This window comes from Yersinia enterocolitica (assembly GCA_002082245.2).
GTDB classification, from domain to species: Bacteria; Pseudomonadota; Gammaproteobacteria; order Enterobacterales; family Enterobacteriaceae; genus Yersinia; species Yersinia enterocolitica_E.
Genome location: NBTC02000002.1, coordinates 4,795,592 through 4,818,905, shown reverse-complemented (window position 1 = coordinate 4,818,905; position 23,314 = coordinate 4,795,592). Strand labels below are relative to the sequence as shown.

Sequence of the window (23,314 nt, the reverse complement as noted above, 5' to 3'; positions counted from 1 at the left end):
CGGCTTGCATTTGTCTGGGATTTTTTATTATGAACCGAGTTACCCATACAAAAAATAGTACTGAAAATGAAACATTTGGTAGCAAATAACGCGAATGATTTTCACTATCATTGTTAATTTCTTTCTATACAATTGCTCTGTTTTGCGGTTGCCTGACAATCTCGTTTTCTTCTTTGAGCTTTTAAAAGGATCTCAGTTTATGAAGTTACGTTTCCCCTCTTTCGGCCCTGTCGCCCTACTGGCTTCCTCAATGATGCTGGCGTTCTCCGTCAATGCCGCATCAAATGATGAAGGTATCGTGATTTATAATGCTCAACACGAAAATCTGGTGAAATCCTGGGTTGACGGTTTTACCAAAGATACCGGCATCAAAGTGACTCTGCGTAATGGCGGCGACAGCGAGTTAGGTAATCAACTGGTTCAGGAAGGCAACTCATCTCCCGCCGACGTTTTCCTGACTGAAAACTCGCCGGCAATGGTGCTGGTCGATAACGCCAAATTGTTCGCACCACTGGATGCCGCCACACAAGCACAGGTTGCGAAAGAGTATCGCCCTGAACATGGTCGTTGGACCGGTATTGCGGCTCGTAGCACCGTGTTTGTCTATAACCCGGATAAAATCAGCGAAGCCGAATTACCTAAATCCATTATGGATTTGGCAAAACCTGAATGGAAAGGCCGTTGGGCTGCCTCACCATCGGGTGCCGACTTCCAGGCCATTGTCAGTGCCATGCTGGAATTGAAAGGCGAAAAAGCCACGTTGGAATGGCTAAAAGCCATGAAAACCAACTTCACTGCTTACAAAGGTAATAGCACCGTGATGAAAGCGGTGAATGCGGGCCAAATCGATGGCGGAGTTATCTATCACTATTACCGTTTCGTCGATCAAGCCAAAACAGGTGAGAACAGCGGTAAAACCAAACTGCATTATTTCAAACATCAAGACCCTGGCGCATTTGTGAGTATCTCCGGCGGCGGTGTTCTGGCATCCAGTAAGCACCAGAAACAAGCGCAGGAATTCGTCAAATGGATCACCAGCAAATCAGGCCAGGATATCTTGCGTACCAACACCGCATTTGAGTATGCCGTTGGTGTCGATGCCGCTTCAAACCCTAAATTGGTGCCACTGAAAGACCTGCAAGCACCGAACGTTGAGCCGTCTAAACTCAACAGTAAAAAAGTGGTTGAGTTAATGACTGAAGCCGGTCTGCTGTAATAAGGACAACCGACTGATAGAATGCATTTTTAGCCCGTCACATCACTATGGCGACGGGTATTTAACAAGCCGAGCGCCTTGACTATTATGGCTAATATAAGCACCGATATTGTATCGGTTCCACTGCATAAGGCAGCCCAACGGCAGTATAACCATCGCCCGGGGTTTGGGATTGTGGCTATTGCGATTCTGTTGTCACTGCTATCCCTGCTGCCATTAGGGTTTGTTATTGGTATCGCTATTGATACCGGTTGGCCAACAGTCAAAGCCCTGGTTTTTCGCCCCCGCGTGGGCGAACTACTGATTAACACCGCGCTCCTGGTGCTCTTTACCTTACCGCTTTGTGCCATTATTGGCGTTGCACTGGCATGGCTGACCGAGCGTACGGCCCTGCCCGGCAGGCGGATTTGGTCACTATTGGCTATTGCACCGCTAGCCGTACCTGCTTTTGTACAAAGTTATGCATGGATTAGTCTGGTGCCATCAATGCATGGCCTTGCCGCTGGCGTGTTTATCTCAGTAATTGCCTATTTCCCCTTTATTTATCTGCCCGCATCCGCTGTATTACGCCGCCTTGATCCCGGCCTTGAAGACGCAGCATCATCATTGGGTAGTCCCCCAACAGTGGTCTTCTTTCGCGTGGTTCTGCCGCAACTAAAATTAGCCGTATGGGGCGGTTCGATACTGATTGCGCTGCATCTATTAGCGGAATATGGCTTGTATGCCATGATCCGTTTCGATACTTTTACCACCGCTATTTTTGACCAATTTCAATCCACGTTTAATGGTCCGGCGGCCAATATGTTGGCAGGGGTTCTGGCGTTATGTTGCCTGGGGCTATTGTTAATCGAAGCCACCAGCCGTGGCTACAACCGCTATGCTCGGGTCGGCTCCGGTAGCGCCAGGCGCCAAACTGCATATTCAATGGGTACAACCATCACACTACTGTGTCTGTTATTGCCATTGGTACTCACTGCACTCTCGCTGGGCGTGCCCTTTATCACGCTGGCCCGCTGGCTCTATATTGGTGGAATTGATGTGTGGCTGAATCCTGAACTGCTACCAGCCTTGAAGCAAACACTGGCATTAGCACTGAGCGGTGCGGTTATTATTACATTGTGTGCCGTCCCCATGGCATGGCTATCGGTGCGCTATCCGGGGCGCTTGCACCGTGTGATGGAAGGCTGTAATTATGTCACCAGCTCGCTGCCCGGTATCGTGGTCGCGCTGGCGCTGGTGACCATCACTATCCGTGTTGCTCGCCCGCTGTATCAAACAGAATTCACTATTTTGCTGGCTTATTTATTGATGTTTACCCCACGCGCTTTAATCAGTTTACGGGCCGGGATTGCGACCGCCCCGGTCGAATTGGAAAACGTGGCCCGCAGCTTGGGCAAAACACCCACTCAAGCCGTATGGAGCACCACCATGCGCCTTGCTGCTCCTGGCGCCGCTGCCGGGGCGGCACTGGTGTTCCTCGCTATCTCCAATGAGCTGACCGCCACACTATTACTGGCCCCGAACGGCACCCGAACACTGGCGACTGGTTTTTGGGCGTTGACCAGTGAAATTGATTATGTCGCGGCATCACCCTATGCACTGCTGATGGTGGCACTATCTCTGCCGCTAACCTGGCTTCTTTATTCTCAATCGCAACGTACGGCAGGATTATGAGCACGCTTGAACTTCAGCAAATCGGTAAGTCTTTCCAGTCTGTTACCGTATTAGACCGAATTGACTTGCAGGTTTCCGCCGGCAGTCGCACCGCAATTGTTGGGCCATCCGGCTCAGGCAAAACCACGTTGTTGCGGATTATTGCCGGGTTCGAAACCCCCGATCACGGTAAAGTTATTCTGCAAGGTCATCCGGTATTCGACAATTCAACCCACGTGCCAGCGCACAAAAGAGGGATTGGTTTTGTACCGCAAGATGGTGCGCTGTTCCCCCACTTTACCGTCGCGGGCAATATTGGTTATGGACTAACAGGGACCAAGCAGGACAAAGCCCGCCGAATTGATGAACTGATGGAGATGGTCGCACTGGATCGGCGGTTATCACAACTTTGGCCCCATGAGATTTCGGGTGGGCAACAGCAGCGGGTCGCTCTCGCCAGAGCGTTAGCACAGCGGCCGGTACTGATGCTGTTGGATGAACCTTTTTCAGCTCTGGATACCGCCTTACGCGCCTCAACGCGCAAAGCGGTGGCTGAACTGTTGGCACAGGCAAATATTGCCTCCATTTTAGTGACGCATGATCAAACCGAAGCATTATCATTTGCCTCGCAAGTCGCGGTAATGCGGGCGGGTAAACTGGCGCATGTTGGCCCGCCGCAAGAACTCTATTTGCGACCGATTGATGAACCTACAGCGACTTTCCTTGGCGAAACATTGATTCTTTCCGCCAATATTGATACCGGATGGGCTGATTGTGCACTGGGCAGCGTCAGGGTTGATGATGAGCAACGCCATGGATTGAGCCGGATTATGTTACGGCCAGAACAGATTACTATCACCCCTTTGCCCGCAGATCATCACTACACCACTCATTGTCTGGCTAAGGTTATCAATATTGATTTTGCGGGTTTTATCTCAACACTCACCCTATATCTGGTTGAAAGTAATGAAACGGTAGAGGTTAAAACCATCAGCCGCGAAGGTATAAGTATCGGTTTAATGGTTGACCTGACAATTATTGGCCAAGCGCATATTTTTGCTAACTGAGTAACCTCACAGGGCATTATAACCTTGGTTTTTGGTTCGCATTGCTCAGTATGGCCTTCATCTGGCTAAGGGGTTTTATGCTGCTGGCGTAATCTTCGATACTCCAGCAACGTCAACACAATAACCACCACATCCAGCGCAGTTATTACGATCAATAACACCGAGTGAGTGAAGGTATAACGATAGAGTTGATAGATAATGAATAAGCTGAATATGACTATTGCCGCCGGATAATAACCCAGCTTTTTGCGCCATAATCCAATAATGACCCACAACTTAACCACGCCGTGGATGAGCAGATAAAATGCGGCAAAATGCAGACTGCTGATTGAGAGATTTTGTGCCGCATGCAGTAAATAATGGGCTACCACATCGCCACGGTCTTCAATAAATTCAACTTGCGTGATGCGATGCAGAATATTTAGCAAAAACTGCGGCGTCACAAAATAGGTTAAAATACCGCTGATAATCTCCATCACGGCTAAGATTGCTTTCAGTAATAAGCTCAGTTCAAAAACTGCGTGAATATTCCTTTCACCTAAGATGTTGTTACCATCGAATCTGTTTTTCATATTCAACATCACGCTGATTCTCTACAATATAATACTCGATGGAGAATAGCGTAACAGTTTACGTGGTGCCAGTTAAAGCACCACGTCATAGCCGTATTATCTGCAATACAGGCGAAATTTAGAATGTAATAACTGTTTTTAATTCGGTTCCCCATACATCTTGCGTTTGGCTTACCCCTGCTGGTGAGTGCCAATATTGTAGATCAGGTTGTAATTCCAGCCATGAAGTGACACGGAAACGATAATACAGTTCGGCAGCAACCGAATACCCAGCTATTGGAGAGTAACGTGGATTATTATAATCAGAAACATTATTGATTTGATTCAGATAGCGTTGATTATCTTTATAATAATCACTCAGTTTAACCATTGATACGCCGAATCCCAACCAATCTTGTGGGCGGCTATCAAATAAGCCGCGATAACGGATGCCTGCGGAGGTAGCGTAATGCATGTAATTGGTCCGTTGGTCCGCCAACGACATGCTGTAAAACACACTTAAACCACGGTTGGCGTCATCCTGATGTTTTGTTACCTGCTGATTGAATCCACTGTAAAAGAACCAAGTATTATTATGGTAACGATAGCCACCTGGATCAGTCGCTCCGGGAGCACCAGAGACCCCGTTATAAAGATCCCGTTGGTTTCATTATTTTCCATTTTTAGAATAACCCGCACATCTAATAATAAATACTCGGTACTTCCCCAAAAATAAGTCGTGTTGCAGTGAGGCAAAACAGTTGAGAGCTGCTTATATCACTGCAACATACAAACGTCGCTATTAGCGTTTCAATGCCTCGCCATTACTCTGAATCACATCGCGATACCAATAGAAGCTCTTCTTACGACGGCGTTCCAATGTGCCATTACCACTGTCATCGCGATCGACATAAATAAAACCATAACGTTTGGATAATTCAGCTTTTGAGGCGCTAACCAAATCAATCGGCCCCCAACTGGTATATCCCATCACCTCAACGCCATCTTCGATAGCCTCACCGACCTGGACCAGATGGTCATTGAGATATTCAATGCGATAGTCATCTTCAATATGGCCATTAACATCCGGCTTATCTTTCGCTCCCAGCCCATTCTCAACAATAAACAGGGGTTTTTGATAACGATCCCATAATTCATTGAGCAAGATACGCAGCCCGTCAGGATCGATCTGCCACCCCCATTCCGAGCTGGCCAGATGCGGGTTCTGCACCATGCTAAGAATATTACCTCGGGCTTTACGGTTTAACTCTTCATCGGCGGTCACGCAGCCGCTCATGTAATAACTGAAGGAGATAAAATCGACAGTCTGTTTTAATGCCAGTTTATCTTCAGCAGTAATTTCAACACTAATGCCGTGCTGTTTAAAATAACGAGCCATATAAGAGGGGTAATAACCGCGAACCTGCACATCGCCAAAGAATAGCCATTCACGATTCTGCTGTAATGTTTCCAATACATCGGCAGGCTTGCAAGTTAGTGGATACATCAGCCCACCCAACAGCATATTTCCGATTCGGCCATCAGGGATAATTTCATGCAATGCAGCAACCGCTTTGGCACTGGCAACCAACTGGTGATGGATAGCCTGATACACGGCACTCTTACTGCTTGCTTGCTCTAATCCTACTCCGGTGAATGGCGCATGCAGCGACATATTGATCTCATTAAATGTCAGCCACAATTTAACCTTATGCTGATAACGCTGACACACGGTGCGGGCATAATGTTCAAAGAAACCAATTGTTTTACGATTACCCCAGCCACCATAATTCTTAACCAGCCCATAAGGCATCTCATAGTGGGATAATGTCACCAATGGCGTAATGTTATATTTCGCCATTTCATCAAATACACGGTCATAGAATGCCAGACCTGCCTCATTAGGCTGCTGCTCATCGCCCTGTGGGAAAATACGTGTCCAGGCAATGGATATCCGCAAACATTTAAACCCCATCTCAGCAAATAGTGCGATATCCTCTGGGTAGCGATGATAAAAATCGATAGCTAGATCTTTGACATAACTGTCACCACTCACCCTAGGAATGATATCGCCAAAAATACCATGGGGTTGTAAATCAGAGGTAGATAGCCCTTTCCCCTCAGCAAGATAAGCCCCTTCTACCTGATTAGCGGCAATCGCACCGCCCCAAAGGAAATTATCTGGAAATGCATGTTTCATCGGTTTTCTCCTAAATCAGTATTAACGAATTACGGTTAATAACGGGGCTTGCTCAGTAATAGAGGTGCCTTTAGCACACAGGACATCCTGATAATTTTCACTGTTGCTGATAATTATCGGCGTCGTCAGGTCATAACCTGCTCCGGTAATCGCCGCACAATCAAACTCCAGCAGTAAATCACCTGCGCTGACCCGGTCACCGGCTTTAACATGAGCGGTAAAATATTTGCCATCGAGTTTGACGGTATCAATACCAACGTGGATAAGGACCTCAGCACCAGAATCAGATTCAATGCCAATCGCATGGTGGGTTTTAAACAGTGACGCTACAACGCCATTAACCGGTGACACGACCCGCCCTTGTTGTGGAATAATCGCAATTCCCGCCCCCAATAAACCACTGGCGAAAATACTGTCACTGACATCCGCTAGCGCTAACAATTCACCACTGATCGGGCTGAATATCACTTCGCCCATACCACTGTGGTTATCGGTGATGGATGAGGTGTGAGACAAATCCTCTGTTTCTGCGGTGGCAACAGGCGCTGGCAGGCCAAAAAAGAAGGTGCTGATGGCAGCAAAGATCAACGCAATCAGGGTGCCAATAATGGCGCCCCATACGCTGGCATCGACACCTGTAGCGGGAATTATCTGGGCAAAAGAGAAGATACTGGCAAGGCTGAATGAATAAACATGGGTCTGGCAGAAACCGACGATGACACCCCCTATCGCCCCGCCTACGCAGCCAAAAACAAACGGTTTTTTCGACGGTAAGGTCACCCCATAAACAGCGGGTTCAGTAATACCGAATATCCCCGCAGTAAATGCCGAACCAGCCAGCCCCTTCATTTTTGCATCGCGAGTACGTAAAAAGACACCGAGCGTGGCCCCCACTTGCCCCATAACTGCCGGTAACAACAGCGGCAACATGGCGTCATAGCCCAGTACACTCAGGTTGTTTATCATCAAAGGGACCAAACCCCAGTGCAGCCCAAAGATAACGCAAATCTGCCATAGCCCGGCCAATACACCACCGGCAACAGGAGGAGCAGCCGAATAGATAATTTGGAACCCCGACGCCAATAAATGGCTAAGCCAGGTTGCCAGCGGGCCAATCAGTAAAAAGGTGGCTGGAACGGTTATTACCAGACACAGTAATGGCGTGAAAAAGTTCTTAATATTGCTGTGTAACACCCGGTTAAACCCTTTTTCTAACCGACTACTAACCCAAGCCGCTAATATGATAGGGATAACCGACGAGCTGTAATTGATAAATGTGACCGGAATACCAAGGAAATAGACCTCAGAAGCCCCAGGTTGCCCGGCTGCGTTAAATGCAGCGAGCATCAAGGGGTGTACTAATGCACCACCAATCGCCATGGTAATAAATGGACTGCCACCAAACTTCTTACCTGCGGTATAACCCAATACCAGTGGGAAGAAATAAAACAGTGAGTCACTGGCAGCAAATAAAATTGTATAGCTGCCGCTGTCGGGTTGTAACCAGCCGCAAACAACACTCAGTGCCAAAAAACCTTTAAGAATACCGGAGGCGGCCAATACACCGAGCAAGGGGGTGAAAATACCCGAAATGATATCGATACAGTGACTGAACAAACTCTCTTTTTGATTACCTGACTTGTTATCATGCTCTTCAGCATCAGCCAACCCCGCTTGGTTCACTAACGCCTGGTAGACCTCACTAACATGGTTTCCGATAACCACCTGAAACTGGCCACCACTTTCCACTACCATAATAACGCCAGGATTATCTTTCAGCGCTTGGGCATCAGCCCGCGCCATATCCTTGAGTTTAAAGCGTAAACGGGTAGCGCAATGTACTACGCTATTAATATTACTCTGCCCCCCTACTCCGGCGAGGATCTCGCTGGCGACCGTTGTGTATTGCATCGTGTTTTCCTTCGGTAACACTCTTGTTTATACAGGTAAAAATTCGGGCAAAAAAAAACCTAAACGCACTCCGCACCGCGACCCAGCGACACAAGTACATTCAGGTTTTGCCTGCCGAAGCAGTAACAATCCAGTTTGGCTAAATTCTCTTACTACTTAGAACCCTTCCCTTTTAAATCATTTAATCTGGCAGATTAAAACTTTCCCGGCGAACGCGTTCAATATGGATAGTCAAAAACATCCGCTCTTCTTTGCTCAAATCTTGTTGATACTGCAATTTCATATGCTGCTGAATCTTACCCGCACAGCGGTAAGCCTCGGCATAATTATCTTTCACTGCATCGTGTAAGGAATCATCATCACTGGTGACCCCATTACGGCCCAACATTCGCTGTGAGAAAAATTTCAGATGGGTAACAAAACGGTGATAACTCAGCCCGTCCTCATCATATTCCAGCTTAAATTGGTACTTCACGATATGCAGTATCTCCTGCATTACCTTCGTCACTTGCATTACTTCAGGCATTTCACCCTTCAACTGAGCATTCACCAGATGGAGCGCGATAAATCCAGCTTCATCTTCACGCAATTGCACCCCAAGGCGTTGTTTAATAATCTGCAAGGCTTCACGACCCAAGGCAAACTCTTTGGGATACAACCGACGAATCTCCCACTGCAATCCATTCGTTATATCCAAACCTTGTTTATGCCGCTCAATCGCATAGAAACAGTGGTCAGTCAGCGAAATGTAGAGGTTATCCTGCAACTTACCCAGTTTTGCCGTTGCCTGCGTGATGATACAGTCACAAGCAATCATTACTTCTAATGGAATACAGCTCAGCAACTCACTCAGCCGCGAAACCAATTCATTGTCTTTTAGAGCAAACACTTTTTCGATCAATGTGTTATCTAGCGATTCACCTGGGTGTTTTTGAAAGCCAAGACCACGTCCCATAATGACTTGTTCCTGACCATGCTGATCGAGAACAATAACTACATTGTTGTTAAGTATTTTAGCGATTTGCATGCTTTAGCCCTGAAAACAAAAAAACCCGACTCAGCAGCATTCATCATGCTACTCAATCAGGTTTTGCCCGCCATTGACGGTAACAATCCAACTATTCGGTAAACTACCATGTTAATGCACGACTGCAAGCTGGAAGAGATAAGAATCGTGATGCAGATCTCTTCTTATCTGGATAAATAGATCAGCATGTCATTTTAGCCATTATTTAGTTAGGGTTAATACCACCAACCATTGCCGTTATGGTGATAAAGAATAGCGGTAAAAACAGCCGTTTCTTTATTAAGACTTTTCTTAAGATCATAAAGATAAATTAAATTAACCCATAAAATAATGGAAATAATAACAGCACCCGGTCATTTGAGATTGATTCTTTATTACAACTACTAACTTTATATAAATACATTAATTTTATGTATAGGGAATGGTTAATATCTTACGGTAAATTATTAATAACCTTCGCCTCACTCACAAAAAACAGCGCGATATTTCCGTTATATCGTCTTAATTGATTTACATCATATAAAAGTAACAAGTTATTTCCTAAGGTGAGACATTGCCGCTCAACCCTAATTTTCTTATTTTTCATTAAAAAAGTGTCCTCCGCAAAGGTAATGTCGATGAATAACAATAAAAGACCTATCACCGGCTCACTAAGCCGCCGTGAATTTATTCAAACATCCGCCGCAGTCACCGGGGCTGCGGCTATTGCCAGTTCTATCACCCTTCCTTTTTCAGTACATGCCGCGCCAGAAGAGCACGCAGCAACAACAGAGGAAACCGTTAAATACAGTGCTTGTCTGGTCAACTGCGGTAGCCGCTGCCCACTAAAAGTGCATGTGAGAAATGGCGAAATTATTAAAATTGCTAATGAAGCAATTTATGATGACTCTACCTTTGGTGAGCATCAAATTCGCCCCTGTTTACGTGGCCGATCGGTAAGATGGAAAACATATAACCCGGATCGGGTCAAATATCCCATGCTGCGTGTTGGCAAACGCGGCGAAGGTAAATTTAAACGTATTAGTTGGGATGAAGCTACCACTATTGTCGCTGATAATCTAAAAAGAACCATTGCACAATACGGCAACGAAGCAATTTATTATCAATATGGTTCTGGTTCGACCGGCGCTAATTTACAAGGCCGCAATGCCTGTAAAAGAATGCTGAGCTTGCTGGGTGGTTTTCTCGATCAACACGGTACTTATTCCACCGCCCAAATAAATACGGTAATGCCGTATATCTATGGCAATGCAGACGAAACTTTGCTGGATGAAATTAAAAACTCAGATCTGGTGGTTATGTTTGGTCATAATCTGGCAGAGACTCGGATGTCGGGCGGCGGGCAATATATCGAAACCGTTCATGCTCTGGGGCAAAGCAAAGCCAAAGTTATTATTATCGATCCACGCATGACCGACAGCGTAACGACCCTCAACGCAGAATGGCTCCCCATCTTCCCAGGTACCGATGCCGCGCTGGTGGCCGCATTAGGACATGTATTAATTAAAGAAAATCTGACTGATGAAGATTTCCTGGCACAATATTGTGTCGGCTGGGATGCCACAACACTACCCGCCTCAGCCCCCGCCAATAGCTCTTACAAAGATTATATTTTAGGTAACGGCCACGATGGGGTAGAAAAAACACCGCAATGGGCCAGTGAGATAACCGGCATTGCACCGACACAGATTATTCAATTAGCCCGTGAGTTGGGAAATGCCCGTGCAGCATGGATATCACAAGGTTGGGGGATTCAGCGCAGTGCTAATGGCGAGCAGGCGGCACGCGCCATTATGATGTTGCCATTGATGACTGGTAATATTGGCCGCGCCGGAACCAATACTGGAGCCTGGGGCGGGAATGTGAAATATCCGGTGCCGGGATTCAGTATTCCGAACCCAGTGAAGACTGCTATTCCCTGCTTTATGTGGACCGATGCTATTTTTCGTGGCACTGAAATGACAGCGAAAAATGCGCATGTGAAGAATAAAGATAAACTTGATACCAATATTAAGTTTATGTGGAACTACGCCAGTAATGTTATCGGCAATCAGCATTCTGATCTGAATAAAACCCACCGCATTTTACAAGATGAATCACTGTGCGAGTTTATTTTGGTGTGGGAAAACCACATGACCAACTCTGCCAAATATGCTGATTTATTACTGCCCGATGTCACCTCAGTTGAATCAAATGATTTAATTGATAACTCCTACGCTAGTGGGGCTTATCACTACGTCACGCGGTTGCAAAATGCGATCGAGCCGCTGTGGGAGTGCCGCCCGTCTTATGATGTGTTAGCCGAAATTGCCACCAAGTTAGGAATTGGCGATGCCTTTACCGAAGGCCATACCCAGCAAGAATGGATTGAAATCAGCTATAACAAAATGCGTGAGAAAAACCCCGCCTTGCCACCTTTTGAACAGACCAACGACCAAGGCATCATCGATCGTATTTATGCCGACAGCAGTCAATATATCGCGTTAAAAGATTTCCGTGATGACCCTGTGAACCACCCGTTGAAAACCCCGTCTGGCAAAATTGAGATCTACTCAGAAGCGCTGGCAACATTGGAAAAAGAGTGGCAACTGGCACCCGGTGATCGCATTACCGCTGTCGCTGAATATTGCCCAACCTTTGAAGGTGTTAGCGATGTAGAAACCATGAAAAACTACCCTTTGCAGATGACAGGCTTCCATATCAAAGGCCATACCCACTCCTCTTATTATAACGTAGCCATGCTGCGGGAAGCGGTACCACATCAGTTTTGGATTAACCCCATTGATGCCCAGCCTCGCGGTATCCAACAAGGGGATATGGTCGAAATTTTTAACAGCCGAGGCCGCATGCGTATTGCAGCAAAGGTTACCGAACGGGTGTTACCGGGGGTTATTAGCGTGCCGCAGGGGGCATGGCGAAATACCAATAAGGACGGCATTGATGTGGGAGGGTGTATCAATACCTTAACAACACTGCGACCGTCACCACTGGCAAAAGGTAACCCACAACACACCAACCTCGTTGAAGTAAAACGTATATAAGGAGTTGAATAATGAAGCAATATGGTTTTTTTGTCGACTCCACCAAGTGCACCGGATGTAAGACCTGCCAAATCAGTTGCAAGGATGAGAAGAAGTTGGATCTCGGACCGAAGCTGCGTCGGGTTTACGAATATGGCGGCGGCAGTTGGACTCAGCAGAACAATATCTGGGTACAAAATGTCTTTAACTACTACCTCTCTATCGCCTGTAACCACTGCTCATCACCTACCTGCGTAACGGGTTGCCCAACCGGTGCCATGCATAAACGCGAAGAAGATGGTTTGGTGGTGGTTAATCAGGATCTCTGTGTCGGCTGCCGCTATTGCGAGATGCGCTGCCCGTATGGTGCGCCGCAATTTGATGCCAAGAAGAAACTAATGACCAAGTGCGATGGCTGCTATCAGCGGGTTGCCGCAGGTGATAAGCCAGTTTGTGTCGAATCCTGCCCGCAGCGGGCGTTAGATTTTGATGAAATCACGCTATTGAGGGATAAATACGGTGAAGAGAATGCCATTGCGCCATTGCCGCACGCGCATCTGACACACCCCAATCTGGTTATCAGAAGCCACCGTGATGCCAAGCCATCCGGTGATACATCAGGCTGCATCCAAAATCCGGCGGAGGTATAAAATGCATGAATTACCCTTGGTGTTTTTTACCGTACTGGGGCAAACCGCTGTCGGGTTGTTTGCACTGGTGCTACTGAGTCACAAACTCGGTATGACCACGCCACTACAACTCAAACAAGCCAATATCATCGGTCTGCTGCTGATGATGGTAGGCCTGATCGTTGGCACACTGCATGTTGGGCAACCATTGCGCGCCGCCACCATGCTATTGGGTGTTGGTCGCTCGCCGATGAGTAATGAGATAGTGCTCAGTGGATTGTTTGTCGCCATGGCCTGTGGCACCGTATTTTTCTCAACCATAGCCAAAAATACATTACTGGCAATGCTGTGCAATGTGGCAACGGTTATCTTCGGCCTGGTCTTTGCCTGGTCAATCACCCAAGTTTATCAACTGACAACCGTGCCTAATTGGGATACCTCGTATACCTCGCTACAACTGTGGATGACGGTACTGGTTGGCGGTGGCGCTTGCGCTATTCTGACCGGCGCTCGTCAGCTTGGCGCATCAGCGGTGTTGGTCGGTGCCATTGTGACCTTGGTGAATAAACCAGGTTACCTCAGCTTTCTGGGTCAAAGTTCAGCGGAACTGAGTAGCCAGCAGGCGCTGTTTTGGGGAATTCAAATTCTGCTGCTAACGCTCGGTATCTTTGTTGCTGCCGCAGCATTACTGAAAGACAGGATCCCTCGGGTTACGCTCGCGGTCAGTGCCTCGGCGCTGGTTATCGGTGAGTTGGCCGGGCGTATCGCTTTCTACAATCTCTGGCAAGTGCCAATGTAAATTAACATATTGATTCTATTGGCCTACTGACAAATAGCTGCTTAGCCGTGATACCTGCGGCTAAGCCGTATTGAGATAGCTGGACCTGAAGAGAGAAAATTTTGATGTTACTGAACACCACTCTGCCGAGGATTTTAGGTGCCTGTTTTTACTATCCACCACAGTCCGATACCGTACAGCGCCTTTGGCCACTACTGCCACAGATTGCTGAGATTTTTCCGTGGCCGAATCCGGCTAAAATTGTACGATATTGCCAACAGATGCCGAGTATCCAACCCGAACAACTGGAATATGATTTCTCGATTTTGTTTGAGGGACAAGGTGAAATGCCCGCCCCACCTTGGGGGTCTGTTTATCTGGATAAAGAAAATATCTTGATGGGGGCGAGCACCCTGCAATATCGCCAATTCCTGTCAACATTCGGGTTGGTAAATCAAAGTGCGATACGTGAACCGGAAGATCAATTTGGCCTCATGTTACTGGCATGGGTTCATTTAATTGAACAGCAGCCGACAACTAAGCCCCCATCGGATAAAGCCGCGCTAGCACTGCTCACTGAGCATTTACTGCCGTGGGCCTATCGCTATCTTGAGCTGGTAACCAACAGCCAAACCGAGTATCAGGTATATCCGTTGCTGGCAAAAATCACCGAGTGCTACCTGAAAACCTTACAAACTGAACTGGGCCTATTTCCTCAGCCCCGTGAGCTATTTCGATGATAAAAGACGAGCGCTACTACAAGGCGTATCTGGAAAACCGCACCATCAGTCGCCGTGGGCTATTTCGTGGCTTGCTAAAAAGCGCCCGCCAACAACCACTTACCCTCCCATCGGGGAGCGCAATCAGGCCACCGGGAGCCATTGTTGAAAGTGCTTTCACGCAAACGTGTACGGGTTGTGAAGCCTGCATGCACGTCTGCGGCGAGCATCTGATAGTCATGGTCGAGCAACGGCCTGAGTTGGATTTTTCTACCCAATATTGCAGCCGTTGTCTGGCCTGTACCACTGCTTGCCAAACCGGTGCTTTATCACCCTCTACCTACCATATTACGGCGCACCCTCGCGTAGAAAACATCTGTCAAAATACCTATATCTACTGCGACAGTTGCGCCGATTACTGTGATAAACAGGCTTTGGTGTGGCAGCCCCACCAGCCGCCGACACTGGCTTTAGCGCAGTGCGATGGCTGCGGTGAGTGTGCATTCAGATGCCCGGCAAGGGCGCTGGAAATGCGGCTGACATCACCCAAAATGGCCGATTGAATCAAAGTGCTACTACGTTAAATAAGTAACCCCGACCTGCTGATGTCAGTACAATGCCACTACCTTTAGTAGCTTGTACCCCACAGGAGTGACACCGTGTTCCATTACCCAGCCCATTATGCCCTTGATGAAGCCAGCGGCGAGTACCACATCCAGTATCGCGACTTCCCTGAATTGGAATCAGTGACCTACTCTCAGGAGGATATTGAACTGGAAGCACAGGACGGTATTAAGAATGGTATTGCAGCAGAAATGGAAGAGCGCCGCCCCGTCCCCGCCCCCTCAGCGCTGCAACCGGGTGATATTGCAGTTCATGTGCCCATTCTGGTGCGACTGAAAGCTGAATTACACAATGCCATGTTAACCACCAATACCCGCAAAGCAGATATGGCGCGCAAGCTCGGTTTGAATGCCGCACAGATGGATCGCCTGCTGGATGTGTACTACGCTTCCAAGGTTGAAGCACTGGAACAAGCCCTGTATTTACTGGGCTTTGAGGCCAATATCGGGGTAAAAAAAATAAGCTGATTGTCTGGACCTCGACCAGATTGGCTTAGATTGTAACCAAGAGAGTAACAAATTGTTATTTAGCGATAATTTAAAAAAACGTTAATAGCTTCACACTTCAATGCATTGGCTCACAATATTTGCGGTTTATATACGAAAACGTGATCTAATGCATAAAATTACAGTATTGAAAGTTTCTCCCTGTTGGGATTACATTAGCCCGATCCTGTCGTATACCACTGAGTTAGCTCAGGCTGGCACGACAATTCGGATGTATCTCAGATTGATAGCTGGCCAGTTGTGATGAAATGGCTACCATTGATTAAAAACGTGATTCGTCCACATTTAATACCCAAAGAACTTGGCATTACAGTCAGGCAGAACGTGAGTTGATACCGACAAGCTGACATCAGTCAGTGACTCGGGTGAGTGAACGTAGCGAACACCACTGTAATTTTAAGTAACAAGGGTAAACGTAGCACAGCAATTTGGATCGTTACTGGCGAGGTAGCTCCAAGGGGAGTTGTTCAGTGAAATATTTCTTTATGGGTATCTCTATTATGTTGGTGGTTTGGGTTGGCACCTTCATGATGATGGTCGAGTAATATTAACTCGAACCATCCACAATCTGACATCGTATAGAGGGCGCATTCGCGCCCTTTATCATTTTCCTGGCATCATTCGGCGTAATGTATCATCCCGGCGAATATAGTGATGATAAAGCGCGGCCAGTGCGTGAGCGCCAATCACAAAATAGCCTAAATTGGCAATTAGCTCGTGAGTCTGCTTAAGATAACCACGCGCGACATCATCCGGTGTTACCCACTGCGGTACCTGCCACCCCAGCAAGAACCAGGTTTTCCCACCATAAGCCTGAGCCAACACCCCCAGCACCGGTAATGATAAGAACATTAAATACAGACCCCAATGCATAATCTGCGCCCCTAACAACTGCCAGTTAGGTAACCTTGGGGTGATCGCTGGTGTTATATTGCGCTGGCGCAACCACAGTCGTACCAACATCAGTAGCCAGACAGAAATACCAAAATTGAAATGCAGATTTTTCACTAATGTACGATCTTCATCCGGTACCGTGTCACTGAGTAACATGGCGGCATAAGTCAGAATGATCATCACTAGCGTCAGCCAGTGCAGGGTTATTTGGGGGAGTGAATAGCGATTTCTCATTGTGGTGCTCCACTGACTTCATCAAGTTAATAATCAGTATGGTGCAAAATAGATGAAGAAAACATTAAGGAGGGCGGATAACGTTTTGAACACAAGGTACTTTATTCTGACCGGACAGCGTGGGTCGCCGGTCAGAATAGAGAGTTAGCTATTTAGTTGATGGTAAGCGCGGGGTTAGATACCGTCACCTGAAACCGCTTTACTCGGTTTCAGCAAACCATCAGTACGAAACATACTCTTAATTCCGCGCACCGCCTGACGGATCCGGTCCTGATTCTCAATCAAGGCGAAACGGACATGAGTATCACCGTAATCACCGAATCCTATCCCCGGCGAAACGCAGACTTTTGCCTCAGACAACAGGCGCTTGGCAAACTCGAGTGAGCCTAAATGGGCGTAAGGCTCTGGGATTTTCGCCCAGACATACATCGACGCTTTGGGGTTTTCAACCATCCAACCAGCCTCATGCAACCCACGTACCAACACGTTACGCCGCTGGCGGTATTTTTCAGCGATATCACGAACACACTGTTGGTCCCCTTCCAAGGCAGCAATTGCCGCCACCTGCAACGGGGTAAAAGTGCCATAGTCGTGATAGCTTTTGATGCGAGCCAGCGCATTAACCAATTCCGGGTTACCCACCATAAAACCAATACGCCAACCGGCCATATTGTAGCTTTTGGATAAGGTGAAAAACTCAACCGCAATGTCTTTTGCCCCAGGCACTTGCATGATTGACGGCGCTTTCCAACCATCATATACAATGTCGGCATAGGCCAAGTCATGCACCACCAGCACGTCGTATTGCTTCGCTAACGCCACCACCCGTTCAAAAAATTCTAGCTCCACACATTGTGCTGTAGGGTTAGACGGGAAGCCGAGGATCATCATTTTCGGTTTAGGAATGGTTTCACGAATCGCACGTTCCAATTCACAGAAGAAATCAATGCCCTCGGTCAATGGGACCGAGCGAACTTGCGCCCCTGCAATCACCGCACCATAAATATGAATCGGGTAGCTAGGATTCGGCACCAATACTGTATCACCGTGGTCCAGTGTCGCCAGCATCAGATGAGCCAGCCCCTCTTTCGAACCGATAGTGACAATAGCTTCAGTTTCAGGATCAATATCCACTTGGTAACGCTCGGCGTACCAGTTGGAAATGGCCCTACGCAGCCGCGGTATACCCCGAGAGGTTGAGTAGCCGTGGGTGTCTTCACGTTGCGCGACACTGCACATTTTCTCAACGATATGGGGTGGTGTCGGACCATCGGGATTACCCATACTGAAATCAATAATATCTTCACCGCGACGGCGGGCCGCCATTTTCAACTCAGCGGTAATATTGAAAACATAAGGGGGCAGGCGATCAATACGGGTAAAACGACGCTTAGCAGGGAGTTCAGCCATAATTTCCTCGAGGATACGTTAGCGCCCGGACCGTCCGAGCGACGCTGACCATCAGATGGTCTGTTTATGAACATATCCCAGCGCTAAAGGGCTGTCGAGTGGCTGGTAACAAATATCTAACTCATCGGAGAAGTTACTGAGAATCAAACTCACTCGCCAGCATCCCTAATACCCAGTCATCACACCATTGCCCGCCAAGTTGATAATTATCACGCAACGTCCCTTCCAACTGAAAACCACAGCGTTCCAGTAACCCGCGTGAAGCATGGTTGCCCACAGTAACCGTGGCTTTCATTTTATGAAACTGACATTGCTGGAAACCAAACGCCAATACAGCCAACAAGGATTCTTTGGCAAAACCTTTGCCCTGGCAGGACGGTAACATGGCATAACCCACTTCAGCTTGCTGTAATGGCAACCATTCAGCCAAAAAGCCGGTAAGCCCCATGCTCTGTCCGCTGGCGCGTTCACGAACCACCAGACATAGCCAATGGTTGGAGGTCTTTTCCCAAGGGGTTAAACGTGATTCAAAACGCTCACGAATCTCGGCCATATCCATCGGATCTGCCATATAACGCTGAACCACAGGATCTTGGTATAAGCGTAAAAACAGCGGCCAATCCTGCTCTTTGAGGCTCTCGAGCACCAACTGTGGTGTTCTCAGAGAAATCGGCGAGCTACTGAACATCGGGATCACTGGTGACATTTTTCCCTCGAATTGAAGATGTTAGCCATAAACAGAACGCAGAATATTAAAGAGGAAATTTTTCCATAACCTCATCCCTTTATTCTTCTCCATTTTACTTAAATAATGTTCACTTCAAGATAACAAAAAACAAACAAATGGTCAGCATCGCGCGCGCCATTACCACGGCCCTCCCCTACAGCTATCGGAGAATCAGTATTATGGCTTCATTACAAATAAACGATATTCCCGCAGCAATCAAAGCGGTGAAGCAGCAATTACGTCAGGCGCTGCCTGATTATCAGCAGGTCTTCCAAGCCGTGGAAGAGAATATTCGCCAGCAAGTCACCGAAATCCGCCGTAGTTTGGCGCAGGGTGAGAATCCTGTTCCCCAAATTCATGCCGATGATATTATCAATGGTAACGTTACTGAAGAACAAAAAGCACAAATAAAACAACGAGGATGCTGTGCCATTCTCGGTGTCTTCCCAACGGAAAAAGCAGCAGCGTGGAACCGTGAAATCGGTAACTATCTCGAACGTAATAATTTCGTCGAACGCCTGAAAAATGCTGCGGAAGATAACTATTTCGGTACGCTGGCTGCCAGCAAACCGCAAATTTACGGAATTTACTGGTCAACACCGCAGGTTGAGGCTCGCCAGGATCAGCGCATGAATGCGGTGCAGGTATTCTTAAATAATCTGTGGCGAACCGAGAGTAACGGCAAGCAGCATTTTGATGCTAACCGGGTGGTGACTTATGTCGACCGGACCCGTCGCCGCCCGCCAAAATCATCGTCACTGGGCCTATCACCCCACGTTGATGGTGGCTCCATAGAGCGCTGGTTGGATGAGAACTTCCGTCATGTGTACCGCCACGTGTTCTCGGGTGACTGGCAGAAGTATGACCCATTCGCCGCTGAAGGCCGCCCACAAGTGCGCGAATTCCCCTCACCGGCAGTGTGCTCGATGTTCCGTACCTTCCAAGGCTGGACGGCCCTGACACCACAGCGAACCCATGCGGGGACGCTGAATGTTATCCCGATCGCTAATGCCATGGCCTATATCCTGCTGCGCGCATTACAAGATGATGTTGCTGACGATGATCTGTGCGGTGCAGCACCAGGGCGCGCTTTATCCGCCTCTGAGCAGTGGCATCCTCTTTTAATGGAAGCCATTTCCCCTATTCCAGATTTGGAAGCAGGTGATACGGTATTCTGGCATTGCGACGTGATTCACTCAGTGGAAAATGAGCATAATGGTGAGTTTGACAGCAACGTCATGTATATCGCGGCGGCGCCATGGTGCGACAAGAACGCCGCATACCTGCCACGCCAGTTAGCCAGTTTTATTGATGGCCGCTCACCACCAGACTTTGCCGCCGATGATTTCGAGGTGGATTTCAGTGGCAGAGCCACCGCCGATAACCTAACCACCCTCGGCAAACAACAGTTGGGTATGGCTGAATAACATTCCTATCAATCCCGTGTTTCTCTGCCAATAAGAACGATATAAATAATCTCCTCAACGTTATCTCTGCTGGCGCGACCCGCCAGCAGACTCCCCTGCAATCCGCCGCATCGATTTACCGGATAACGCGGATAAAGTGGCAGTTGCCGGTCATTTTCCTTATAGTTAGCCGCTTATTCGCCGCCGAATCTGATGGTCCCAAACTAAGATTCAAGGCTATCGCCAAGAGAAAATAGTGTGCACCAGATATTTGAAATGCTACTGGCGGTGTTTGATCGTGCCGCATTAATGTTGATTTGTTTATTCTTTCTGACCCGCACCCACCTGTTTCGTCAGTTATTGCAAAAAGAGAAGCACACACCACTGGAACTGGCAGCGGTAACCGCTATCTTCTCGTTGTTCGCTATTTTTGGTACTTATTCCGGTATTAACGTCGAAGGTTCATTAGTGAATGTTCGGGTTATTGCTGTCATGTCTGGCGGTATTTTATTTGGCCCGTGGGTAGGTATCATTACCGGACTTATCGCCGGCTCTCACCGATATTTAATTGATATTGATGGAATTACATCAATCCCCTGTCTGATTACCAGCATTATAGCCGGCCTGATGTCCGGCTATATAAATCTGAAAATAAAGAAAGAGCGGCAATGGAGTATCGGTATTCTGGCAGGCATGATTTGTGAGTCACTCACCATGCTATTGGTGATTATTTGGGCCAGGCCGACCGCATTAGGTATTGATATTGTGTCTAAAATCGCCATTCCTATGATCTTAGGGGCGGTTTGTATCGGGTTAATTGTCCTGCTGGTACAGAGTGTCGAAGATGAAAAAGAGGTTATTGCCGCGCGGCAAGCAAAACTGGCACTGGATATCGCCAATAAAACCCTGCCCTATTTTCGCAATATCAACGGCGAATCACTGCGCAGTGTGTGTGAGATTATTCGCACCGATATTAAGGCAGATGCTGTCGCCATTACCGACACCCAACATATTTTGGCTTATGTGGGGGTGGGCGTTGAAGCCTATAATATCGGTCATGAGATCATCAGTGATATTACCAAAGAGAGCATTCAGTGTGGGAAGATTACTATCCGCAATAATGATGAAGTCCATCGCACGCCACAAATTCACTCCCTCATCATTATTCCGTTATGGGAAAAAGGTGAAGTCACTGGCTCACTGAAGATCTACTATTGCCATGCACATAAAATTACCTATTCACTGAAAGTGATGGCGGTCGGCTTGTCACAAATTATCTCAACCCAGATTGAAGTCTCCCGTATAGAACAACTGCGTGAAATGGCAAATAAAGCGGAAATGCGCGCACTACAAAGTAAAATTAACCCGCACTTCTTATTTAATGCCTTGAATGCTATCTCGTCCTCAATTCGTATTAATCCAGATACCGCGCGCCAATTGATCATCAATTTATCCCGTTATCTGCGTTATAACCTTGAGCTGAATGACGAACAGATTGATATTCGCAAAGAACTACATCAAATTCAGGATTATATCGCCATCGAGCAGGCCCGCTTCGGCAGCAAGTTAACTGTGATTTATGATATTGACGACGATATTGCGCTGAAAATACCCAGCTTGTTAATTCAACCCTTGGTTGAAAATGCCATTGTGCATGGCATTCAGCCGTGTCGTGGTAAAGGTGTGGTGGTCATTGCGGTTAAAGACAGTGGCGACCAAATAAAAATTTCCGTAAAAGACACCGGTAATGGTATTAACCCAGAGACAATTGAGCGCGTGGCGAATAATGAAATGCCGGGCAATAAAATTGGTTTACTCAATGTGCATCATCGGGTGAAGTTACTGTATGGGGAAGGTTTACAGATACGCCGCATGGAACCGGGCACCGAGATCTCTTTTTATATCAGCAAAAATGGCGGCAAAATCCATGCTGACCCCCATATTCCAGCCGGAGTCTAATCCGTGAAAGCAATCATTGTTGAAGATGAGTTTCTGGCTCAAGAAGAGTTGAGTTACCTGATTCGCCAGCACAGCAACATCACCATTGAGGCAACCTTTGACGATGGGCTGGATGTGCTTAAATACCTGCAAAACCATCAGGTCGATGCTATTTTTCTCGATATCAATATTCCATCATTGGATGGCGTGTTATTGGCACAAAACATCAGTAAATTTGCCCATAAGCCTTATATTATCTTTATCACAGCCTATAAAGAGCATGCCGTTGAAGCCTTTGAAATTGAAGCATTTGACTATATTTTAAAGCCTTATCATGAGTCTCGTATTGTCACTATGCTGCAAAAACTCGAAGCGCTGCATAAGCGTGAGCACCAAAATAGAGAACAGACCAGCAGTACCAACCACCGTTCTGCGGCGCATACCATCAATTTGATGAAAGATGAGCGCATTATCGTCACTGATATCAATGATATCTATTATGCCGCAGCACAGGAAAAGGTCACGTTGGTCTATACTCGGCGCGAAGAATTCATTATGCCGATGAATATTACTGAATTTTTCAGCCGCCTACCGGAGGAGTACTTCTTCCGCTGCCATCGCTCCTATTGTGTCAATTTAGCCAAAATCCGTGAAATTGTGCCGTGGTTTAATAATACCTATATTCTGCGGCTCAGTGATTTGGACTTTGAAGTCCCTGTCAGCCGCAGCAAGATAAAAGAATTCAGGCAACTGATGCGTCTTTAAATGCATTTCATTCCGCGTGGAATGCAGCTCATTCCCCTT

20 protein-coding genes and 1 pseudogene are annotated in these 23,314 nt (G+C 47.3%); 13 read left to right on the top strand and 8 right to left on the bottom strand.

Features of this window, described 5'->3' with window-relative positions; all coding sequences use genetic code 11:
- Nucleotides 1-199: 199 nt before the first annotated feature.
- The 3 genes from A6J66_023510 to A6J66_023500 all read left to right on the top strand — a co-directional run bounded on the left by A6J66_023510 (nucleotide 200) and on the right by A6J66_023500 (nucleotide 3,936).
- Nucleotides 200-1,216, top strand: a complete 1,017-nt coding sequence (locus tag A6J66_023510; GenBank protein ID PNM26850.1) for an iron ABC transporter substrate-binding protein — start codon at nucleotides 200-202, stop codon at nucleotides 1,214-1,216.
- Nucleotides 1,217-1,303: 87 nt separating this feature from the next.
- Entirely contained in the window at nucleotides 1,304-2,890 is a 1,587-nt protein-coding gene (locus tag A6J66_023505) for an iron ABC transporter permease (GenBank protein PNM26849.1), read from the top strand.
- The gene (locus A6J66_023500; protein PNM26848.1) at nucleotides 2,887-3,936 is read left to right on the top strand and encodes an ABC transporter ATP-binding protein; all 1,050 of its coding nucleotides are present in this window, start codon (nucleotides 2,887-2,889) and stop codon (nucleotides 3,934-3,936) included. The genes A6J66_023505 and A6J66_023500 overlap by 4 nt, the downstream gene beginning before the upstream one ends.
- A gap of 65 nt (nucleotides 3,937-4,001) precedes the next feature.
- Here the strand turns inward: A6J66_023500 and A6J66_023495 are convergent, their stop codons facing one another.
- The 5 genes and pseudogenes from A6J66_023495 to A6J66_023475 all read right to left on the bottom strand — a co-directional run bounded on the left by A6J66_023495 (nucleotide 4,002) and on the right by A6J66_023475 (nucleotide 9,625).
- Entirely contained in the window at nucleotides 4,002-4,517 is a 516-nt protein-coding gene (locus tag A6J66_023495; protein PNM26847.1) for a DUF2127 domain-containing protein, read from the bottom strand.
- Between the two features lie 109 nt (nucleotides 4,518-4,626).
- Nucleotides 4,627-5,151: pseudogene (locus A6J66_023490) on the bottom strand (carbohydrate porin).
- Nucleotides 5,152-5,289: 138 nt separating this feature from the next.
- A complete protein-coding gene (locus tag A6J66_023485) occupies nucleotides 5,290-6,687 on the bottom strand; it encodes a 6-phospho-beta-glucosidase (protein PNM26846.1) in 1,398 nt (465 codons plus the stop codon).
- Between the two features lie 21 nt (nucleotides 6,688-6,708).
- The gene (locus A6J66_023480; protein ID PNM26845.1) at nucleotides 6,709-8,598 is read right to left on the bottom strand and encodes a PTS beta-glucoside transporter subunit IIABC; all 1,890 of its coding nucleotides are present in this window, start codon (nucleotides 8,596-8,598) and stop codon (nucleotides 6,709-6,711) included.
- A gap of 181 nt (nucleotides 8,599-8,779) precedes the next feature.
- Entirely contained in the window at nucleotides 8,780-9,625 is an 846-nt protein-coding gene (locus A6J66_023475) for a PRD domain-containing protein (protein PNM26844.1), read from the bottom strand.
- A 617-nt stretch (nucleotides 9,626-10,242) separates the two neighbouring features.
- Here A6J66_023475 and A6J66_023470 point away from each other — a divergent pair.
- The 7 genes from A6J66_023470 (at nucleotide 10,243) to ypdK (ending at nucleotide 16,446) form a co-directional block, all read left to right on the top strand.
- Nucleotides 10,243-12,666: a dimethyl sulfoxide reductase subunit A gene (locus tag A6J66_023470; GenBank protein PNM26843.1), complete on the top strand. Its 2,424-nt coding sequence runs from the start codon at nucleotides 10,243-10,245 to the stop codon at nucleotides 12,664-12,666.
- A gap of 11 nt (nucleotides 12,667-12,677) precedes the next feature.
- Nucleotides 12,678-13,295: a dimethylsulfoxide reductase, chain B gene (gene dmsB, locus A6J66_023465; protein ID PNM26842.1), complete on the top strand. Its 618-nt coding sequence runs from the start codon at nucleotides 12,678-12,680 to the stop codon at nucleotides 13,293-13,295.
- 1 nt (nucleotide 13,296) lies between these two features.
- Nucleotides 13,297-14,073, top strand: a complete 777-nt coding sequence (locus A6J66_023460; GenBank protein ID PNM26841.1) for a diguanylate cyclase — start codon at nucleotides 13,297-13,299, stop codon at nucleotides 14,071-14,073.
- 104 nt (nucleotides 14,074-14,177) lie between these two features.
- On the top strand, nucleotides 14,178-14,792 hold the full coding sequence (locus A6J66_023455) for a molecular chaperone (GenBank protein ID PNM26840.1): 615 nt from the start codon (nucleotides 14,178-14,180) through the stop codon (nucleotides 14,790-14,792).
- Nucleotides 14,789-15,334 (top strand): (Fe-S)-binding protein, encoded by a 546-nt coding sequence (locus A6J66_023450; GenBank protein ID PNM26839.1) that lies wholly within the window; start codon nucleotides 14,789-14,791, stop codon nucleotides 15,332-15,334. The genes A6J66_023455 and A6J66_023450 overlap by 4 nt, the downstream gene beginning before the upstream one ends.
- A 96-nt stretch (nucleotides 15,335-15,430) precedes the next feature.
- On the top strand, nucleotides 15,431-15,862 hold the full coding sequence (locus A6J66_023445; protein PNM26838.1) for a hypothetical protein: 432 nt from the start codon (nucleotides 15,431-15,433) through the stop codon (nucleotides 15,860-15,862).
- A 509-nt stretch (nucleotides 15,863-16,371) separates the two neighbouring features.
- The gene (gene ypdK, locus A6J66_023440; protein PNM27143.1) at nucleotides 16,372-16,446 is read left to right on the top strand and encodes a membrane protein YpdK; all 75 of its coding nucleotides are present in this window, start codon (nucleotides 16,372-16,374) and stop codon (nucleotides 16,444-16,446) included.
- A gap of 58 nt (nucleotides 16,447-16,504) precedes the next feature.
- Here the strand turns inward: ypdK and A6J66_023435 are convergent, their stop codons facing one another.
- The 3 genes from A6J66_023435 to A6J66_023425 form a co-directional block, all read right to left on the bottom strand.
- Nucleotides 16,505-17,029 (bottom strand): cytochrome b, encoded by a 525-nt coding sequence (locus tag A6J66_023435; protein PNM26837.1) that lies wholly within the window; start codon nucleotides 17,027-17,029, stop codon nucleotides 16,505-16,507.
- 174 nt (nucleotides 17,030-17,203) lie between these two features.
- Nucleotides 17,204-18,439, bottom strand: coding sequence for an alanine transaminase (locus A6J66_023430; GenBank protein PNM26836.1), 1,236 nt, complete (start codon nucleotides 18,437-18,439; stop codon nucleotides 17,204-17,206).
- 133 nt (nucleotides 18,440-18,572) lie between these two features.
- Nucleotides 18,573-19,145: an N-acetyltransferase gene (locus A6J66_023425; GenBank protein PNM26835.1), complete on the bottom strand. Its 573-nt coding sequence runs from the start codon at nucleotides 19,143-19,145 to the stop codon at nucleotides 18,573-18,575.
- Nucleotides 19,146-19,345: 200 nt separating this feature from the next.
- On the opposite strand from A6J66_023425, the gene A6J66_023420 reads away from it, so the two are divergent.
- The 3 genes from A6J66_023420 (at nucleotide 19,346) to A6J66_023410 (ending at nucleotide 23,275) form a co-directional block, all read left to right on the top strand.
- On the top strand, nucleotides 19,346-20,593 hold the full coding sequence (locus tag A6J66_023420; GenBank protein PNM26834.1) for a DUF1479 domain-containing protein: 1,248 nt from the start codon (nucleotides 19,346-19,348) through the stop codon (nucleotides 20,591-20,593).
- 237 nt (nucleotides 20,594-20,830) lie between these two features.
- A complete protein-coding gene (locus A6J66_023415; protein PNM26833.1) occupies nucleotides 20,831-22,531 on the top strand; it encodes a sensor histidine kinase in 1,701 nt (566 codons plus the stop codon).
- 3 nt (nucleotides 22,532-22,534) lie between these two features.
- Nucleotides 22,535-23,275, top strand: coding sequence for a DNA-binding response regulator (locus A6J66_023410; GenBank protein PNM26832.1), 741 nt, complete (start codon nucleotides 22,535-22,537; stop codon nucleotides 23,273-23,275).
- Nucleotides 23,276-23,314: the final 39 nt, after the last annotated feature.

What these genes read in the sequence shown, in the direction of transcription:
- A6J66_023510 (PNM26850.1), top strand. Translation starts at nt 200, where the DNA reads ATGAAGTTACGTTTCCCCTCTTTCGGCCCTGTCGCCCTACTGGCTTCC.
- A6J66_023505 (PNM26849.1), top strand. Translation starts at nt 1,304, where the DNA reads ATGGCTAATATAAGCACCGATATTGTATCGGTTCCACTGCATAAGGCA.
- A6J66_023500 (PNM26848.1), top strand. Translation starts at nt 2,887, where the DNA reads ATGAGCACGCTTGAACTTCAGCAAATCGGTAAGTCTTTCCAGTCTGTT.
- A6J66_023495 (PNM26847.1), bottom strand. Translation starts at nt 4,517, where the DNA reads ATGTTGAATATGAAAAACAGATTCGATGGTAACAACATCTTAGGTGAA.
- A6J66_023485 (PNM26846.1), bottom strand. Translation starts at nt 6,687, where the DNA reads ATGAAACATGCATTTCCAGATAATTTCCTTTGGGGCGGTGCGATTGCC.
- A6J66_023480 (PNM26845.1), bottom strand. Translation starts at nt 8,598, where the DNA reads ATGCAATACACAACGGTCGCCAGCGAGATCCTCGCCGGAGTAGGGGGG.
- A6J66_023475 (PNM26844.1), bottom strand. Translation starts at nt 9,625, where the DNA reads ATGCAAATCGCTAAAATACTTAACAACAATGTAGTTATTGTTCTCGAT.
- A6J66_023470 (PNM26843.1), top strand. Translation starts at nt 10,243, where the DNA reads ATGAATAACAATAAAAGACCTATCACCGGCTCACTAAGCCGCCGTGAA.
- dmsB (PNM26842.1), top strand. Translation starts at nt 12,678, where the DNA reads ATGAAGCAATATGGTTTTTTTGTCGACTCCACCAAGTGCACCGGATGT.
- A6J66_023460 (PNM26841.1), top strand. Translation starts at nt 13,297, where the DNA reads ATGCATGAATTACCCTTGGTGTTTTTTACCGTACTGGGGCAAACCGCT.
- A6J66_023455 (PNM26840.1), top strand. Translation starts at nt 14,178, where the DNA reads ATGTTACTGAACACCACTCTGCCGAGGATTTTAGGTGCCTGTTTTTAC.
- A6J66_023450 (PNM26839.1), top strand. Translation starts at nt 14,789, where the DNA reads ATGATAAAAGACGAGCGCTACTACAAGGCGTATCTGGAAAACCGCACC.
- A6J66_023435 (PNM26837.1), bottom strand. Translation starts at nt 17,029, where the DNA reads ATGAGAAATCGCTATTCACTCCCCCAAATAACCCTGCACTGGCTGACG.
- A6J66_023430 (PNM26836.1), bottom strand. Translation starts at nt 18,439, where the DNA reads ATGGCTGAACTCCCTGCTAAGCGTCGTTTTACCCGTATTGATCGCCTG.
- A6J66_023425 (PNM26835.1), bottom strand. Translation starts at nt 19,145, where the DNA reads ATGTCACCAGTGATCCCGATGTTCAGTAGCTCGCCGATTTCTCTGAGA.
- A6J66_023420 (PNM26834.1), top strand. Translation starts at nt 19,346, where the DNA reads ATGGCTTCATTACAAATAAACGATATTCCCGCAGCAATCAAAGCGGTG.